Source organism: Xanthomonas nasturtii, assembly GCF_023337365.3.
GTDB classification, from domain to species: Bacteria; Pseudomonadota; Gammaproteobacteria; order Xanthomonadales; family Xanthomonadaceae; genus Xanthomonas; species Xanthomonas nasturtii.
Map to the genome: position 1 here is coordinate 3,250,771 of NZ_CP142084.2, position 15,239 is coordinate 3,266,009.

The following is a 15,239-nucleotide window of genomic DNA, read 5'->3' on the forward strand; positions in this document are numbered from 1 at the left end:
GTTCAATGCACGCCGCTGACGCCCCGCTCCGCCTGGCCGTGCTGGCTTCCGGCCGCGGCAGCAACCTGCAGGCCATCCTCGATGCGATCGCCAGTGGACGCCTGCATGCCGAAGTGGTCGGAGTGTTTTCCGATCGCCCGCAGGCGGCGGCGCTGCAGAAGGTCGAGCAGGCGCGGCGCTGGAGCGCCAGCCCGCGCGATTTCGCCGACCGTACTGCGTTCGACGCCGCACTCGGCGATGCGATCGCGGCAGTGCAGCCGGGCTGGGTGATCTGCGCCGGCTATATGCGCATCCTGGGCGAGCCGCTGGTGCGCCGTTTCGCCGGGCGCATGCTCAATATCCATCCGTCGCTGCTGCCCAAATATCGCGGCCTGCACACCCACGCGCGGGCGCTGGAAGCCGGCGATGCAGAGCATGGCGCCAGCGTGCATCTGGTGGTGCCGGAGCTGGATGCCGGCGCGGTGATCGCACAGGCGCGCGTGCCGGTGCTGCCGGACGACAGCGCCGAGCAACTGGCCGCGCGCGTGCTGGCCCGCGAGCACACGCTGCTGCTGGCCACGCTGGGCCTGCTCGCCAGCGGCCGCGTCGCCGTCCACGGCGAGAGCGTGCATCTCGACGGTCAGTGCCTGTTTACGCCTTTACGACTAGAGTCCGCAGATACCGCACTCGCCTGAATGCGGATACATCTCCCTCATCCCGTCTCGGACATTGTTGCGGCCCCCGTGCCCGCTACCAGCGCATGAACGTCACCCCGATCGCCGCCGCGCTGTTGACCACCGCCCTGCTCACCCAGGCCGGCACCGGCCGTGCGCAACAGCCGCCTGCCGCGCCGGCGCCGGCCGCACCTGCGCCAGCCGCACCTGCTCCGGTTGCAGCGCCTGCCGCTGCACCGGCATCGGCCGCCGCCCTGCCTGCCAGCACCTGGACACCACCGCCGCTGGAGCCGTTCGTGGCGACTTACCAGGCGTTTTACCGTGGCAAGGAGGCCGGCGACGCCACCATGCAGGTCAGCCACGGGGACGGCAGCCAATGGCGCATCGACATGTCGGTGCGCGGCCGCAAGGGCTTCGCCAGCATCCTGGGCCTGAATCTGGAACAAAGCACGGTGTTCCGCGTCGACGGCGACACCTATGTGCCGCTGAGCCAGAGCACGGTGCGCAAGGCGGTGTTCTTCGGCAAAAAGGTCACCGGCGTCTACAACTGGCAAGCCGGCACCGCGCAGTGGGACGGCGATCTGAAGAAGGAGCGGCAGCAGCCCATCCCGCTGCAGCATGGCGACCAGAGTGCGCTGTCGCTGAACCTGTCGCTGATGCGCGATGCGCAGCCCGGGCGCAGCCTGAGCTATCGCTACGTCGATGTGGGCAAGGTGCGCAAATACGACTACCGCGCTGCCGATACCACCGAAGTGGTGCAGGTGGGCGATCTGAGCTACGACGCCCTGCGCGTGTACCGGGTCAACAGCGGTGACAACGAAACCATCCTCTGGATCGCCAACGGGGTTCCGACCCCGGTGCGCATCCTGCAACGTGACAAAGGTGAGGATCAGGTCGATCTGCGCCTGGTCGAATACCAAGGAGCCTGACCCATGAAAATCTTCTCCCGTACCAGCGCCGTGATCGCCGCCGCAATGGCGATGACCAGCCTGCCCGCATTCGCCATGCAGCCATTCCAGGCCGACTACTCGGCCAATTACATGGGGATGCAGGCCAATGGCACCATGACCCTGGCCGCCGCCGGCGCCAATCAGTGGCGCTACACGCTCACCATCCAGAACCAGCTGGCCAACCTGACCCAGAGCACGGTGTTCGAAGAAGCCAACGGTCAGCTGCGCCCGGTCAGCAGCAACGACACCTCGTCGATGATGGTCAAGCGCCGCAACGTCACTGCCAACTACGACTGGAAGACCAGCCAGGCGACCTGGAACGGCGATATCAAGCCGGACCGTCGCGGCCCGGTCAAACTGCAACCCGGCGATATGGACGCGCTGCTGATCAACCTGGCGATCACCCGCGATCTGGCTGCCGGCAAGCCGCTCAACTACCGCATGGTGGACGAAGGCCGCATCAAGCCGATGAGCTACAAGGTGGTCGGCGAGGAAACCATCACCGTCAACGGCAAACAGGAACAGGCCACCAAGGTATCGCGTGTGGACGGCGACAAGGAATTGATCGCGTGGGTAGTCAAGGACCTGCCGGTGCCGGCGCGCCTGCTGCAGAAGGAAAAGGGCCAGGACGCGCTGGACCTGACCATCAAGTCGCTGCGCTGAGCGCTCTGCGTTATCCGACCATCTTGACTGGTCCTTGCCCGCTCACCGTAGCGGGACCTTCAGCGGCATGGATGCCGCGCCAGAGCTACAAGGACGTACTTGCAGCGTGTCCCGCGATGGTGGGCGGGCAAGGGCCATGCAGCGAAGCCGCAGATCAGCGACTCCGCAATCACTCTTTCAGCCAAGGCCGATCGCTTCTCAAGGCTTGCCGGCAGCCTTGTCGTCGCCGGTCGTAAATACGGTGCGGCAGTCCACCCGGATCTGCTCATCAGTGCCACGCCAATAGAACAGGTCGCAATGGCGCTTGCCCTCGACGGTCTTCTTGACCGCCACCGCATAGAACGACTGCGCAATCTCGTTGCGGCTGGCAGTGCCGTCGCCGTTCCAGTCCATGTTCTTGAACTCGACGCCCTGGGTGATCGCCATGCCCACGCTCCAGGCGTAGGCGAGCCACGCCAGGATCAGCACGATCACGCCCAGAAGGATCTTGCGACGGGTGGTGAAACGGCCGCGCAGGATCATGCGGTACGCCGGATGGTCGCGCCCAGCGCCCCCAGCTTCTCCTCGATGTTTTCGTAACCACGGTCCAGGTGGTAGATGCGATCGATGGTGGTGTCGCCGTCGGCCACCAGCCCGGCCAGGATCAACGACGCCGAGGCGCGCAGGTCGGTGGCCATGACCGGCGCGCCACTCAGGCGTTCGGCGCCGCGCACGATGGCAGCATGGCCTTCGACCTGGATGTCCGCACCCAGGCGCAGCAGTTCGTTGACGTGCATGAAACGATTTTCGAAGATGGTTTCGTTGATCACGCCCACACCGTCGGCCACGCAGTTGAGCGCCATGAACTGCGCCTGCATGTCGGTGGGAAACGCAGGGTACGGCGCAGTGGTCAGGTTGACCGCGCGCGGGCGCTTGCCATGCATGTCCAGGGTGACACTGTCGGCGGTGGTGGTGATGGTGGCGCCGGCCTCGGTGAGCTTGTCCAGCACCGCGTCCAGCGTTTCCGGGCGCGCGCGGCGCACGGTGACGCTGCCACCGGTCATCGCTGCGGCGACCAGGAAGGTGCCGGTTTCGATGCGGTCCGGCAGCACCGCATGGTGCCCGCCGCCCAGACGCTCGACGCCCTGCACCACGATGCGCGGGGTGCCGGCGCCTTCGATCTGCGCACCGAGCGCAATCAGGCAATCGGCCAGGTCGGTGACTTCCGGCTCCATCGCCGCGTTTTCCAGCACGGTGGTGCCCTCGGCCAGCACGGCGGCCATCAGCACGTTCTCGGTGCCGGTGACGCTGACCATGTCGAACACGTAACGGCCGCCTTTTAGACGCCCATTGCTGGTGGCCTTGATGTAGCCGTTCTCCACACTAATCTCGGCACCCAGTGCCTGCAGGCCCTTGATGTGCTGGTCGACCGGACGCGAACCGATCGCGCAGCCGCCGGGCAGCGACACTTCGGCGGTGCCGTAGCGCGCCAGCAGCGGGCCCAGGACCAGGATCGAAGCGCGCATGGTCTTGACCAGCTCGTACGGGGCGATTTGATGAGTCACCGAGCGCGGGTCGACCAGGATCGAGCGGCCTTTGGCCAGCGTGCCTTCGTCGATGGTGACCTCGGCGCCCAGCTCGCTGAGCAGTTTCACCGTGGTGATCACATCGTGCAGGTGCGGCACGTTGCTGATTTCCACCGGCGCATCGGCCAGCAGGGTGGCACACAGGATCGGCAGCACTGCGTTCTTGGCGCCGGAAATATTGACTTCGCCATGCAGCGCTTGGCCGCCGGTCACTACGATTTTTGCCATGGGAGCTTGGGAGATCCGAAAGTAAGTCGGGAAAACAAGGGGTCTGTTGGAACGGGTCGGCGTGGTGGTTCAGACAGCCATGCCGACCAGATGCGTCGCGGTAGGTCGCCGCTCGGAGTGCCTCCCTACCGTGGCGGCTAGTCGCCAGGCGAAATGGGGGGCCGGTTCAGAAGTGTACGAGTGGCGCCTGCCGATTCCGAGCACCATCCGCGCCGTGTAGCGGTGAGGGCAGGCGTGGTCGGCCGCGCTCAGCCTTCGTCGGGGGTCAGCGTCTTGAGCTGCAGCGCATGGATTGCCCCGCCCATCAGCTCGCCCAGGGTCGCGTAGACCATGCGGTGGCGCGCCAAGGGGGCCTTGCCGGCGAATAAGGCGCTGATCACGGTGGCCTCGAAGTGCACGCCATCGTCGCCGTGCACGTCGACGCGGGCTTCGGGCAAGCCGGATTCGATGAGTTTACGGATGGTTTCGGCGTCCAAAGGGCGTTTCCTCATAAAATGAGCGCACATTCTACTCTTCACCCGAGTTCTGCATGGCCGTCTCGCACCTGCCCTCCGCCACCGTCAGCGACGCCAGCCTGATCGACAGCGGCCAGCGCGTGCTGGAGATCGAGCGCGAGGCACTGGCCAGCGTGGGCGCGCGGATCGGCAGCGACTTTGCCGCTGCCTGCCGGCTGGTGCTGGCCTCGCGCGGGCGCGTGGTGGCCACCGGCATGGGCAAATCCGGACATATCGCGCGCAAGATCGCCGCCACCCTGGCATCGACCGGCACCCCGGCGTTCTTCGTCCATCCGGGCGAAGCCGGACACGGCGACCTGGGCATGATCACCGAGGCCGACATCGTGCTGGCGCTGTCGTACTCGGGCGAATCGGACGAAGTGCGCATGCTGCTGCCGGTACTCAAGCGCCAGGGCAACCCGATCATCGCCATGACCGGCCGCCCCGGCTCCAGCCTGGCCCAGGCCGCCGATGTGCACCTGGATGTCAGCGTCTCGGCCGAAGCCTGCCCGCTGCACCTGGCCCCAACTTCCAGCACCACCGCCTCGCTCGCCATGGGCGATGCACTGGCGGTCGCCTTGCTCGACGCACGCGGCTTCACCGCCGACGACTTCGCCCGCTCGCATCCGGCCGGCAGCCTGGGCCGGCGCCTGCTGCTGCACATCACCGATGTAATGCACGCCGGCGAGGACCTGCCGCGCGTGCGCGAAGACGCCAGCCTGAGCGAGGCGCTGATGGAAATGAGCCGCAAGCGCCTCGGCATGACCGCCGTGGTGGACAGCGACGAGCGCCTGATCGGGCTGTTCACCGACGGCGACCTGCGCCGCGCGCTGGACAGCGACATCGACGTGCGCAGCGCCGGCATCGCGCAGGTGATGACGCGCAACCCGCGCACCATCGGCGCCGACCAGCTGGCCGCCGAGGCCGCGCGGCTGATGGAGGATTACAAGATCAATGGCCTGATCGTGGTCGACGCGCAACAGCGCGCGGTGGGCGCATTGAACATTCACGACCTGTTGCGCGCCAAGGTGGTTTAACAGGTTCAGTTTTCAACCGCCGGAACTCCGTTCTCACCGATTCGTGCCGATGCCCTATTCCCCTTTGCAGCACCTTCCCGCCGAGTTGATCGAACGCGCCGCGCGGATCCGCCTGGCCTGTTTCGACGTCGACGGAACCCTCACCGATGGCCGCTTGTATTACGACCACGCCGGCAACGAGAGCAAGGCATTCAACGTGCTGGACGGCCAGGGCCTCAAACAGCTCGACCATGCCGGCATCCACGTGGCGCTGATCACCGCGCGCGCCAGCCTGTCGGCGGAAAAGCGCGGCCAGGACCTGGGTCTGCACGTTCAGATCGGGGTCAAGAACAAGCGTCTGGCGGTGCTGGCGCTGTGCCAGGAGCATGGCTTGTCGCTGGACCAGGTGTTGTTCATGGGCGACGACCTGCCCGACCTGCCGGCGTTGCTGGCGGTCGGCCTGCCGGTGGCGCCGGCCAACGCGCACCCCTGGATCGCCGAGCGCGTGCAGTGGCATACCCAGGCACGTGGCGGCGAAGGTGCCGCCCGCGAGGTCTGCGATGTAGTGCTGGCCGCGCAAGGCCAGGTCGAGAGCATCATCGAAAGGTTTTCCGCATGAATTGGAACTGGAGAACCACCCTGGGCGTGGTGCTGTTCGCCGCCGCCGTGATCTCCGGCTGGTCGGCCTGGCAACAGCGCGCGCGCCCGGTCGCCGCAGTCGTGGACGAGTCCAAGGCCGATTACGTGCTGCGCGATTTCGAATTGATCGCGTTGGACAAGCAGAGCGGCAAGGAATCGATGACGCTGCGCGCGCCGGAAATGCACCGCAACCGCGCCGACCAGACCTCGGAAATCACCACGCCGGTTTTTCTGTTGCCCGACAACGCCAACCAGCCGTGGACGCTGCGCGCCAAGACCGGCTGGATCAGCCCCAAGGGCGACGAGTTGCGTCTGCGCGGTAATGTCGAAGGCGACAGCCCCACCACCGGCAATACCCCGCCAACCACCTTCCGCACCGAAAGCCTGGACGTGTTTCCGCAGCAGAACCTTGCCAAGACCGCTGCCCCGGTAAGCATGAGCCGGCCGGGTATCATGCAGAGCGGCGTCGGCTTCGAAGCCGACCTCAAATCACGCCAGTACAAGCTCCTTTCTCAGGTCAAGACCCGTTATGAACCGAATGCTGCCCGCTAAACTGGCGTTTGCCGCGCTGCTGTTGCCTGCACTGGCCATGGCCAAGACCAGCGACCGTAATCAGCCGATGGCGATCGACTCCAATGCCAACGATTGCAACATGCTCGACGACAGCGGCAAGTGCCGTTTCAGCGGCAATGTGGTGATCACCCAGGGCACGCTGGAAATCCATGCCGACACCGCCGACATCTTCCAGAAGAACGGCCAGACCGATCGTGTGGTACTGGTGGGCAAGCAGGCCACGCTCAAGCAGCAGATGGACGACGGCGCGATGATGAACGGCCAGGCCGACAACATCGAGTACCAGGTCGCCAACGAAGTCATCGTGCTGACCGGCAACTACAAGGTCGACTCGCCCAAGGGCACCAACGCTGGTCAGCGCATGGTCTACAACACCAAGACCGGCAACATGCAGAGCGGCGGCGACGGCAGCCGCGTGCGCACGATCATCCAGCCGAAGAACGCAGCCCCTGCCGCAGCCACACCGGCCCCGGCACCAGCCGCCAAGCCCGCTGCCAAGCCGCAGGGGAAGAAGTAATGCTGGTCGCCACCGGTCTGCGCAAGAAGTACAAGCAACGCGAAGTGGTCAAGGAATTCGGCCTCACGCTCGAGGCCGGCGAAGTGGTCGGCCTGCTCGGCCCCAACGGTGCCGGCAAGACCACCTGCTTCTACATGATCGTCGGCCTGGTCGAGGCCGATGCCGGGCGCATCGAGCTGGATGGCCGCGACCTCACCGCCGAGCCGATGTATGCACGCGCCAAGCTCGGCGTGGGCTACCTACCGCAGGAGCCGTCGATCTTCCGCAAGCTCACCGTGGCCGACAACATCCGCCTGGTGCTGGAACTGCGCGAGGAACTGGACACTGCCGGCCGCGAGAAGGAACTGGTCTCGTTGCTGGAAGAATTGCAGATCACCCATGTGGCCGATCAGCTCGGTGCCAGCCTCTCCGGTGGCGAGCGGCGCCGGTGCGAGATTGCGCGTGCGCTGGCGGCCAAGCCACGCATGATGCTGCTGGACGAACCATTCGCCGGCGTGGACCCGATTTCGGTCGGCGAGATCCAGCGCATCATCATCCACCTCAAGGAACGCGGCATCGGCGTGTTGATCACCGACCACAACGTCCGCGAGACCTTGGGAATCTGCGACCGCGCGTATATCCTCGCCGAGGGGGGCGTACTGGCGCAGGGGGCACCAGACACGTTGCTTGCCAATCCCGACGTCCGTCGCGTGTATCTGGGGGAAACCTTCCGCCTTTGAGCGTGGCGCCGCGCCATCGTTTTTTCCAGTCAGTGCCCGCATGAAAGCCCGGCTCCAGACATCGCTAGGACAGCAGTTGGTCATGACGCCGCAATTGCGTCAGGCGATCAAACTATTGCAGATGTCAACCACCGAGCTGGAAGCGGAAATCGCCGAGGCAGTGGAAACCAATCCACTGCTGGAGTGGGCCGATGAAGCCGCACAGGCCGCCAACGACACCGCGGTGGAAGCCTCGCCGTCCGCGTCCACCGAAGAACCCCAGCGCGAAGAAGCCGCACCTGCCGAGCGCGACGACGATTGGTCGCAGGACGAACTGCAGTGGACCGGCTCGGGCAGCGGCGGCAGCTTCGACGACGACGAGTCCGGCGATGCCGCCGAGCGTGTGGCCGAATCGGAAACCCTGGCCGACCACCTTCTTTGGCAGTTGCATCTGTCGCCGCTGTCGCCGCGCGACCGCCAGATCGGTGCGCTGCTGATCGATGCGCTGGACGAAGACGGCTATCTGCGCGAACCGCTGTCGGCCATTCTCGAAACGCTGGCGCTGGGCGCGGCGGTGGACGAGGCCGAAGTTCTCACCGTGCTGCATCAGATCCAGCGCTTCGACCCGGTCGGCGTGGGCGCGCGCGCCCTGGGCGAATGCCTGGCGCTGCAGCTGGCCGTACTCGACCCGGCCACGCCGGGGCGCGAGCTGGCGCTGCAGATCGTCGCCGGCCCGCTGGAACGGCTGCCGCGCAGCGGCGTGGCCGGCCTGGCGCACGAACTCAAGCGCTCGGCCGCCGATGTCGAGCAAGCAGTGCAACTGGTGCGCTCGCTGGACCCGCGCCCGGGCAAGCAGATCGGCGACCTCTCGCAAGACACCTATGTGGTGCCCGATTGCGTGATCTGGCGCCAGCGCGGGGTTTGGCGGGCCTCGCTGGCTGGCCGCGCGCAACCCAAGGTCACCATCCACCGCGGCTACGAAAACCTGATCCGCACCTGTTGCGAATCCGACGCCGGCTACCTGCGCGGGCAGCTGCAGGAGGCGCGCTGGCTGCTCAAGAGCCTGGAGGCGCGCGGCGAAACCTTGCTGCGGGTGGTGCGCTGCCTGCTGCAGCACCAGGCCGGGTTCCTGGAATTCGGTGCGCAGGCGCTGCGCCCGTTGACCCTGCGCGAGATCGCAGGCGAGCTCGGCCTGCACGAATCCACCATTTCCCGTGCAATTTCCCGCAAATACGTGCGCACCCCGCGCGGCACCATCGCGCTGCGCTCGTTCTTCGCCTCCGGCATCGACACCGACAGCGGCGGGGAGGCCTCCAGCACCGCCATCCAGGCCATGATCCGACGCCTGATCGATGCGGAAAACCCGCGCAAACCACTCTCCGACGCCAAGTTGGCAGATCTGTTGAAAACATCCGGCGTACCAGTAGCGCGGCGCACCGTTGCGAAGTATCGTGAGGCCATGAACATTTCCGCCTCCCACGAACGCGTCCGCATCGCCTGACGTTGCAACCACCGCAACGCCGGCCTGCGCCGGGTTTGTCGGAATACCGGAACGGTTCATTGGCCCACCGACCAATGGAGGTATCCGATGCGTATCGAGACGTATGGCCACCAGCTTGAAGTGACCCCCGCCCTGCGGGAGTACGTGGCAAGCAAGCTGCAGCGACTGCAGCGCCATTTCGACCAGCACTGTGAAGTCCGAACGCAGCTGGCCGTTCGCAAGCCGGACCACCACGTGGTCGCCACCGTCAACCTCCCCGGTCGCACGCTGCACGCAGATGCCAGCGGCTCCACCATGTACGCCGCCATCGACCTGCTGGTCGACAAGCTGGACCGCCTGGTGCTCAAGCACAAAGAAAAGAAATGTAACCATCATGCACGCGAGGTGCGCGACAATCCCGCGTGACGCTTCCTGCTTGATGCCCTCATGCCTTTAACCGATCTGATGGCGGCCGTGCGCACCGTGGTGTCGCCGGCCGCCGATCGCGACACCGTGCTGCATACCGCCGCCGATCTGCTGTCCTGCCGTCAGGCCGGTGCCGACGAGCTCTACGCCAACCTGTGCGAGCGCGAGGCCCTGGGCAGTACCGCCATCGGCCACGGCATCGCCATTCCGCATGGGCGCTGCCCCAATCTCACCGAACCACGCGGCGCGCTGCTGCGGCTGGACACGCCGGTGGCCTTCGGCGGCGATGAGCCGGTGGATCTGATCTTCGCCATGGCAGTGCCTGCGCACTACACCCACCAGCATCTGATGCTGTTGTCGGAACTGGCCGAACGCTTCTCCGATGCCGACTTCCGCCAGCAGCTGCGCGCCGCGCCCAACGCCGATGCCTTGATGGCGCTGCTGACCGACGCAACGCCACCGCAGGCCAGCGCAGCATGAATACCAGCATCACCGCACGCGAACTGTTCGACCAGCAGCGCGACAAGCTGGCGCTGCGCTGGGTCGCCGGGCAGAAGGGCGAGCACCGCGAGATCCAGGCCGGCAGCAACAATGCGCGCCGCCCGTCGCTGGCTGGCTATCTCAATGTGATCTACCCAAACAAGGTGCAGATCCTGGGCACCGAAGAACTGGCCTGGCTGGATTCGCTGGACGCGCGGCAGCGCTGGGAAACCATCGAAAAGATCATCCAGGTGCAGCCGCTGGCGCTGGCGATCAGCAAGAACCAGTCGTGCCCGGAAGACCTGCGGGCGGCCGCTGACGAATCCAATACGCCGCTGTGGATTTCGCCCAAGCGCGGCCACGAACTACTCAATCACCTCTCCTACCATCTGGCGCGCACGCTGGCGCCGCGGGTCACGCTGCACGGCGTGTTCATGGAGATCTATTCGATCGGCGTGCTGATCACCGGCGAAGCCGGCTCGGGCAAGAGCGAGCTGGCGCTGGAACTGCTCAGCCGCGGCCACCGGCTGGTGGCCGACGATGCGCCCGAATTCACCCAGATCGCCCCCGATGTGCTCGACGGCACCTGCCCCGAATTGCTGCAGGACCTGCTGGAAGTACGCGGCCTGGGCGTGTTGAACGTACGCGACATGTTCGGCGACACCGCGGTGAAGAAAAACAAATACCTGCGCCTGATCGTGCACCTGACCCGGCCGATGACCGAGCCCACGCCGTCCGGCTACGAGCGCTTGACCGGCGATTCCGGCAGCCGCCACGTGCTGGATCTGGACGTGCCGCTGATCACCCTGCCGGTGATGCCCGGCCGCAACCTGGCCGTCCTCACCGAGGCGGCCACCCGGCTGCATATCCTGCGCACCAAGGGTATCGACCCGGCGGCGATGTTCATCGCCCGCCACAGCAACCTGCTGGAGCGACGCACGCCATGAGTACCGCGCCCTCCACGTTGATGATCGTGAGCGGGCTGTCCGGCTCGGGCAAATCGGTTGCGTTGAAGACCTTCGAGGATCTGGACTACTACTGCTCGGACAACCTGCCGGTCGAATTGCTGCCGGACTTCGTCAAGAGCCGCCTGCGCGGCAACCCGCTCGGCGACCAGCGCCTGGTGGTGGGCATCGATGTGCGCAGCCGCAGCGACCTCACGCAGCTGGCGCAATGGCGACAGGCCGCGCAAGAATACGGTATCGAAGCGCGCCTGCTGTTTTTCGAGGCCAGCGACGAGGCGCTGATCAAGCGCTACGCCGACACCCGCCGCCGCCATCCGCTGAGCCATCTCGGCCTGGCCTTGCCGGAAGCGATCACCCGCGAGCGCCAGTTGACCGAGCCGCTGCGGGCGCAGGCCGATGCCATCATCGACACCAGCACGCTCAACGTGCATCAGTTGCGCCGCCGCGTGGTGACCGAATTTGCACTCGGCAGCAACGACCGTCTGTCGTTGCTGTTTGAGTCGTTTGCCTACAAGCGCGGCGTGCCGGCCGAAGCCGACTTCGCCTTCGATGCGCGCGTGCTGCCCAATCCGCACTGGGATCCGGAACTGCGCCCGCTCACCGGGCGCGATGCCGCAGTGCGCGACTATCTGGACAGGGAGCCGGACGTCCAGCGTTACAGCGCGCAGATCGTGGACCTGCTCGACACCTGGCTGCCGCGGTTGCGCAACGATACCCGTAGCTACGTGACCATCGCCTTCGGCTGCACCGGCGGCAAGCACCGCTCGGTGTATCTGGCCGAACGCATGGCCCGGCACGCACGCGAACAAGGCTGGCCGGAAGTGGCGACGTTTCATCGCGAGCAGGATTGAGTTGGGGCTGGGATTTGGGATTCGGGATTGGGGATTCGTAACGACGGGGTCCTGCGTGCTGGAACGTGCGTGGTTTGCTGGTGTGTACTGATGCGTTTGCCGGGGCGCGCATTGCCTGGGCTTGGCCGGGGTTGATCGCGGGACTGGATGTATCTGGCGCGCTTTGTTGCGGCTTCGCTGGCTTGATGCGGTATCGCAGGTTGCACCGCTTCGACACGCGTATGCGCCTTTAAACGTCCGCAGACCTTCGCTGCATCTGGACGTGTATGCGGCTGCGGGGTGCGAACTGCAGCGCTCGCTTGCGCTGCGTCCGGCAGCGACCTGATGCGCGTCACGGATCATGCGTCATATCCGCTACACCGCGCCTGCTGCGCGCCGCGCATACGCCCGATTGCCGCGGTCCTAAACGGCTATTCAGTTCGCAACGCATCGATGCCGGCAAACGCTATCGCGCAGTCATGCTGACCTGTTAACGTTTCGGCATGGCCTGTGGCATTCTCCTCATTACTCATCCCGGCATCGGCGCGGCGTTGTTGAACGTGGCGACGGGGCTGTTGCGGCATTTGCCGTTGAAGACCGAAGCATTCGATGTGCCGTTCGATGCGGACCTGGACGCGCTGTTGCCCCAGGCCTCGTCGGCGATGCGCCGGGTCGACAGCGGCGACGGCGTGCTGGTCATCACCGACCTGTATGGCGCCAGCCCCAGCAATCTCGCCAGCCGGTTGGCCAAGCTGGGCACACCGGTTCGCCGGGTCTCTGCATTGAGCCTGCCGATGCTGCTGCGGGTGATGAACTACCCCGAACAAGGACTGCAGGAGCTGCCCGCCACTGCGGCGGCCGGTACCCGCAACGGAGCGATCATCGACGATGCTTGAACGCGAACTCATAGTTTCCAACCGACTCGGACTGCATGCGCGGGCAACCGCCAAGCTGGTGCAGACGCTGTCGTCCTATCGCAGCAACGCCACGCTGGCGGCCAAGGGCCGCGAAGTGAATGCCAAGAGCATCATGGGCGTGATGTTGCTGGCCGCCGGTCAAGGCACCAGCGTGGTGGTGCGCCTGGATGGCGAAGACGAAGCGCAGGCCCTGCAGGCATTGGTCGACCTGTTCGAGCGTCGTTTCGACGAGGACAGCTGAGCATGCGCGGCGTCGGTGCAGTGACGACCGACACGGCGCGGCTGCGCCCGGGCCACGCGTGAGCCTGCGCCTGCGCGGACACGGCGCGGCGCGCGGCAACGCGCTTGGGCGCGCACGCGTGCGCCAGAGCCATACGCTGGAAGTGGCCGAACAACGCGTGCCCGCCAACCAGGTGGAGACGCAGTTGCAGCGTCTGCACACCGCCATCGAAGCGGCACGGGTGGAAATGCAGCAACTGCGCGATCGCCTGCATGGCGCACTTGCGCGCGAAGTCGGCGAATTTCTCGAGCTGCATGCCTTGCTGCTCGACGACCCGGAGCTGCTGCAAGGCCTGGATGAGCTGATCCGCACCCACCGCTACAGTGCCGACTACGCCTTGCGCGTACAGCGCGACCGGCTGGCGGCGGTGTTCGACGGCATGGAGGACGCATACCTCAGAAGCCGCATGGACGACCTGGATCACGTCATCGGCCGCATCCATGCGTTCCTGCACAAGCGCGCGCCCGACCTCAAGGGCGTGGCCGGCGAGATCCTGGTCTGCGACAACGTGGCGCCCTCCGAGCTTGCGCAGCTGCAGGCGCAAGGGGTGGTCGGCATCGTTACCACCGCCGGCAGTGCGCTGTCGCATAGCGCGATCCTGGCGCGCAGCCTGCACCTGCCGTTGGTGGTGGGCGTCGGCGATGCAGTGCAGCGCATTGAAGATGGCGATGTCTTGATCGTCGATGCCGGCTCGGGCCAGGTGATCGTCGACCCCACCCCCGAGCACCTGCGCGACTACCGCGAACGCCTGCGCGCGCTAGCCAAGGAACAACGCGAGCTGGGCCGGCTGCGCTCCAAGCCCACGCGCACGCGCGACAACGTCGACATCACCCTGCTGGCCAATGCCGAATCGCTGGAAGATGTGGCAAAAGCGCATGCGCTGGGTGCCAGCGGGCTGGGGCTGTACCGCACCGAATTCCTGTTCCTGCAGCGCAACGAGTTGCCGGACGAAGACGAACAATTCCACACCTACCGCGACACCGTGCTGGGCATGAGCGGCCGCCCGGTCACCATCCGTACGCTGGATCTGGGCGCCGACAAGGCCGACCGCACCGGCCTGACCTTGAGCGACGAAGACAACCCGGCGTTGGGCCTGCGTGGCGTGCGCCTGTCGCTCGCCCGGCCGGCGGTGGCGCAGACGCAGTTGCGCGCGATCCTGCGTGCGTCCGGCTACGGGCCGGTGCGCATCCTGGTACCGATGGTCAGCGGCCGCGAAGAAATCCTGCTGCTGCGCAAGCAGTTGAAGAAGCTCACCGCGCAGCTGCGCGAGGAAGGCCACGAGATCGCCGAGCACATTCCGCTGGGCGCGATGATCGAAGTGCCGGCGGCGGCACTGGCGCTGGATTGCTTCATCGACGACATCGATTTCCTCTCGATCGGCACCAACGATCTGGTGCAGTACCTGCTGGCGGTGGATCGCAACAACGAGGCTTTGGGCGAGCTGTATTCACCGTTGCATCCGGCAGTGCTGCGCCTGATCGCGCAGGTGATCGCCACCGGGCGCACCTACGGCAAGCCGGTGGCGGTGTGCGGCGAGATCGCCGGCGACCCGCGCTTCGTGCCGATGTTGCTGGCGTTGGGGCTCACCGAATTCAGCCTGCATCCGGCCACCTTGCTGGAAGTGCGCCGCGCGGTGCGCGATATCCATCTGGGCGAGTTGCGCGTGCAGGGCGAAAAACTGCTGCGCGCCCGCGACCGCAAGGGCATCGAGAAGTGGTTGGCGGGCAATGCGCAGGGGCTGCTGCGCTAGCGGCGACCCGCACGACCCACACGCTGCGCCGAGCTGCATCGCGCCAAGCATCGCCAGCGAAAAACAGCGTGCGTTGGGCACGGCAGCTCTCGTGCCTTGACACCGGCAGTGTGCC

The 15,239-nt window shown here is 66.1% G+C and carries 18 protein-coding genes and 2 pseudogenes; 16 read left to right on the top strand and 4 right to left on the bottom strand.

Annotation, left to right across the window (positions count from 1 at the left end; translation table 11 throughout):
* Positions 1-5: 5 nt before the first annotated feature.
* The 3 genes from purN to M3O59_RS14200 all read left to right on the top strand — a co-directional run bounded on the left by purN (position 6) and on the right by M3O59_RS14200 (position 2,266).
* The gene (gene purN / locus M3O59_RS14190; protein WP_116905781.1) at positions 6-674 is read left to right on the top strand and encodes a phosphoribosylglycinamide formyltransferase; all 669 of its coding nucleotides are present in this window, start codon (positions 6-8) and stop codon (positions 672-674) included.
* 65 nt (positions 675-739) lie between these two features.
* Positions 740-1,582, top strand: coding sequence for a DUF3108 domain-containing protein (locus M3O59_RS14195; RefSeq protein ID WP_116905782.1), 843 nt, complete (start codon positions 740-742; stop codon positions 1,580-1,582).
* A gap of 3 nt (positions 1,583-1,585) precedes the next feature.
* Positions 1,586-2,266, top strand: a complete 681-nt coding sequence (locus M3O59_RS14200; RefSeq protein ID WP_116905783.1) for a DUF3108 domain-containing protein — start codon at positions 1,586-1,588, stop codon at positions 2,264-2,266.
* Positions 2,267-2,464: 198 nt separating this feature from the next.
* Here the strand turns inward: M3O59_RS14200 and M3O59_RS14205 are convergent, their stop codons facing one another.
* From M3O59_RS14205 to M3O59_RS14215, 3 genes are all read right to left on the bottom strand, one after another.
* Entirely contained in the window at positions 2,465-2,788 is a 324-nt protein-coding gene (locus M3O59_RS14205; RefSeq protein ID WP_064632028.1) for a hypothetical protein, read from the bottom strand.
* The gene (gene murA / locus M3O59_RS14210; protein ID WP_116905784.1) at positions 2,785-4,059 is read right to left on the bottom strand and encodes a UDP-N-acetylglucosamine 1-carboxyvinyltransferase; all 1,275 of its coding nucleotides are present in this window, start codon (positions 4,057-4,059) and stop codon (positions 2,785-2,787) included. The genes M3O59_RS14205 and murA overlap by 4 nt, the downstream gene beginning before the upstream one ends.
* Before the next feature lie 248 nt (positions 4,060-4,307).
* Positions 4,308-4,535, bottom strand: a complete 228-nt coding sequence (locus M3O59_RS14215) for a BolA family protein (RefSeq protein WP_055823246.1) — start codon at positions 4,533-4,535, stop codon at positions 4,308-4,310.
* Between the two features lie 53 nt (positions 4,536-4,588).
* Between M3O59_RS14215 and M3O59_RS14220 the strand changes: the two genes are divergently transcribed.
* The 11 genes and pseudogenes from M3O59_RS14220 to M3O59_RS14270 all read left to right on the top strand — a co-directional run.
* On the top strand, positions 4,589-5,590 hold the full coding sequence (locus tag M3O59_RS14220) for a KpsF/GutQ family sugar-phosphate isomerase (protein WP_064632032.1): 1,002 nt from the start codon (positions 4,589-4,591) through the stop codon (positions 5,588-5,590).
* Positions 5,591-5,639: 49 nt separating this feature from the next.
* Positions 5,640-6,188 (top strand): KdsC family phosphatase, encoded by a 549-nt coding sequence (locus M3O59_RS14225; protein ID WP_064632034.1) that lies wholly within the window; start codon positions 5,640-5,642, stop codon positions 6,186-6,188.
* Positions 6,185-6,760: an LPS export ABC transporter periplasmic protein LptC gene (gene lptC / locus M3O59_RS14230; RefSeq protein WP_064632036.1), complete on the top strand. Its 576-nt coding sequence runs from the start codon at positions 6,185-6,187 to the stop codon at positions 6,758-6,760. The genes M3O59_RS14225 and lptC overlap by 4 nt, the downstream gene beginning before the upstream one ends.
* Complete coding sequence (lptA, locus tag M3O59_RS14235) at positions 6,738-7,298, top strand: lipopolysaccharide transport periplasmic protein LptA (protein WP_095522332.1); 561 nt, start codon at positions 6,738-6,740, stop codon at positions 7,296-7,298. Before lptC ends, lptA begins: the two co-directional genes overlap by 23 nt.
* Positions 7,298-8,017: an LPS export ABC transporter ATP-binding protein gene (lptB, locus tag M3O59_RS14240; RefSeq protein WP_064507313.1), complete on the top strand. Its 720-nt coding sequence runs from the start codon at positions 7,298-7,300 to the stop codon at positions 8,015-8,017. The genes lptA and lptB overlap by 1 nt, the downstream gene beginning before the upstream one ends.
* 40 nt (positions 8,018-8,057) lie before the next feature.
* Positions 8,058-9,497: an RNA polymerase factor sigma-54 gene (locus M3O59_RS14245; protein WP_116905785.1), complete on the top strand. Its 1,440-nt coding sequence runs from the start codon at positions 8,058-8,060 to the stop codon at positions 9,495-9,497.
* Positions 9,498-9,584: 87 nt separating this feature from the next.
* Positions 9,585-9,902 carry a ribosome hibernation-promoting factor, HPF/YfiA family gene (gene hpf / locus M3O59_RS14250; protein WP_005913379.1) on the top strand — a complete coding sequence of 106 codons (318 nt, stop codon included), beginning with the start codon at positions 9,585-9,587 and terminating at the stop codon, positions 9,900-9,902.
* Positions 9,903-9,923: 21 nt separating this feature from the next.
* Positions 9,924-10,382 (top strand): PTS sugar transporter subunit IIA, encoded by a 459-nt coding sequence (locus tag M3O59_RS14255; RefSeq protein WP_064632042.1) that lies wholly within the window; start codon positions 9,924-9,926, stop codon positions 10,380-10,382.
* The gene (gene hprK, locus M3O59_RS14260) at positions 10,379-11,329 is read left to right on the top strand and encodes an HPr(Ser) kinase/phosphatase (RefSeq protein ID WP_005993219.1); all 951 of its coding nucleotides are present in this window, start codon (positions 10,379-10,381) and stop codon (positions 11,327-11,329) included. The genes M3O59_RS14255 and hprK overlap by 4 nt, the downstream gene beginning before the upstream one ends.
* Positions 11,326-12,198, top strand: a complete 873-nt coding sequence (gene rapZ, locus M3O59_RS14265) for an RNase adapter RapZ (RefSeq protein WP_181920540.1) — start codon at positions 11,326-11,328, stop codon at positions 12,196-12,198. Before hprK ends, rapZ begins: the two co-directional genes overlap by 4 nt.
* A 482-nt stretch (positions 12,199-12,680) precedes the next feature.
* Positions 12,681-12,932 (top strand): annotated as a pseudogene (locus tag M3O59_RS14270) (PTS sugar transporter subunit IIA); the annotation flags it as partial.
* Here the strand turns inward: M3O59_RS14270 and M3O59_RS14275 are convergent.
* Positions 12,825-13,085: pseudogene (locus M3O59_RS14275) on the bottom strand (hypothetical protein); the annotation flags it as partial. The pseudogenes M3O59_RS14270 and M3O59_RS14275 sit on opposite strands and share 108 nt — an antisense overlap.
* Between M3O59_RS14275 and M3O59_RS14280 the strand changes: the two are divergent.
* Together M3O59_RS14280 and ptsP are read left to right on the top strand one after the other, a co-directional pair.
* Positions 13,066-13,335 carry an HPr family phosphocarrier protein gene (locus M3O59_RS14280; RefSeq protein WP_016904613.1) on the top strand — a complete coding sequence of 90 codons (270 nt, stop codon included), beginning with the start codon at positions 13,066-13,068 and terminating at the stop codon, positions 13,333-13,335. The pseudogene M3O59_RS14275 and the gene M3O59_RS14280 sit on opposite strands and share 20 nt — an antisense overlap.
* A gap of 58 nt (positions 13,336-13,393) precedes the next feature.
* Entirely contained in the window at positions 13,394-15,124 is a 1,731-nt protein-coding gene (gene ptsP / locus M3O59_RS14285) for a phosphoenolpyruvate--protein phosphotransferase (RefSeq protein ID WP_116905786.1), read from the top strand.
* Positions 15,125-15,239 lie beyond the last annotated feature (115 nt).

Excerpts from the sequence above, each read along its gene's own strand:
- purN (WP_116905781.1), top strand. The coding sequence starts at position 6 with ATGCACGCCGCTGACGCCCCGCTCCGCCTGGCCGTGCTGGCTTCCGGC.
- hprK (WP_005993219.1), top strand. The coding sequence starts at position 10,379 with ATGAATACCAGCATCACCGCACGCGAACTGTTCGACCAGCAGCGCGAC.
- M3O59_RS14220 (WP_064632032.1), top strand. The coding sequence starts at position 4,589 with ATGGCCGTCTCGCACCTGCCCTCCGCCACCGTCAGCGACGCCAGCCTG.
- M3O59_RS14205 (WP_064632028.1), bottom strand. The coding sequence starts at position 2,788 with ATGATCCTGCGCGGCCGTTTCACCACCCGTCGCAAGATCCTTCTGGGC.
- lptB (WP_064507313.1), top strand. The coding sequence starts at position 7,298 with ATGCTGGTCGCCACCGGTCTGCGCAAGAAGTACAAGCAACGCGAAGTG.
- M3O59_RS14200 (WP_116905783.1), top strand. The coding sequence starts at position 1,586 with ATGAAAATCTTCTCCCGTACCAGCGCCGTGATCGCCGCCGCAATGGCG.
- M3O59_RS14195 (WP_116905782.1), top strand. The coding sequence starts at position 740 with ATGAACGTCACCCCGATCGCCGCCGCGCTGTTGACCACCGCCCTGCTC.
- rapZ (WP_181920540.1), top strand. The coding sequence starts at position 11,326 with ATGAGTACCGCGCCCTCCACGTTGATGATCGTGAGCGGGCTGTCCGGC.
- M3O59_RS14280 (WP_016904613.1), top strand. The coding sequence starts at position 13,066 with ATGCTTGAACGCGAACTCATAGTTTCCAACCGACTCGGACTGCATGCG.
- M3O59_RS14255 (WP_064632042.1), top strand. The coding sequence starts at position 9,924 with ATGCCTTTAACCGATCTGATGGCGGCCGTGCGCACCGTGGTGTCGCCG.
- hpf (WP_005913379.1), top strand. The coding sequence starts at position 9,585 with ATGCGTATCGAGACGTATGGCCACCAGCTTGAAGTGACCCCCGCCCTG.
- M3O59_RS14245 (WP_116905785.1), top strand. The coding sequence starts at position 8,058 with ATGAAAGCCCGGCTCCAGACATCGCTAGGACAGCAGTTGGTCATGACG.
- murA (WP_116905784.1), bottom strand. The coding sequence starts at position 4,059 with ATGGCAAAAATCGTAGTGACCGGCGGCCAAGCGCTGCATGGCGAAGTC.
- lptC (WP_064632036.1), top strand. The coding sequence starts at position 6,185 with ATGAATTGGAACTGGAGAACCACCCTGGGCGTGGTGCTGTTCGCCGCC.
- M3O59_RS14225 (WP_064632034.1), top strand. The coding sequence starts at position 5,640 with ATGCCCTATTCCCCTTTGCAGCACCTTCCCGCCGAGTTGATCGAACGC.
- lptA (WP_095522332.1), top strand. The coding sequence starts at position 6,738 with ATGAACCGAATGCTGCCCGCTAAACTGGCGTTTGCCGCGCTGCTGTTG.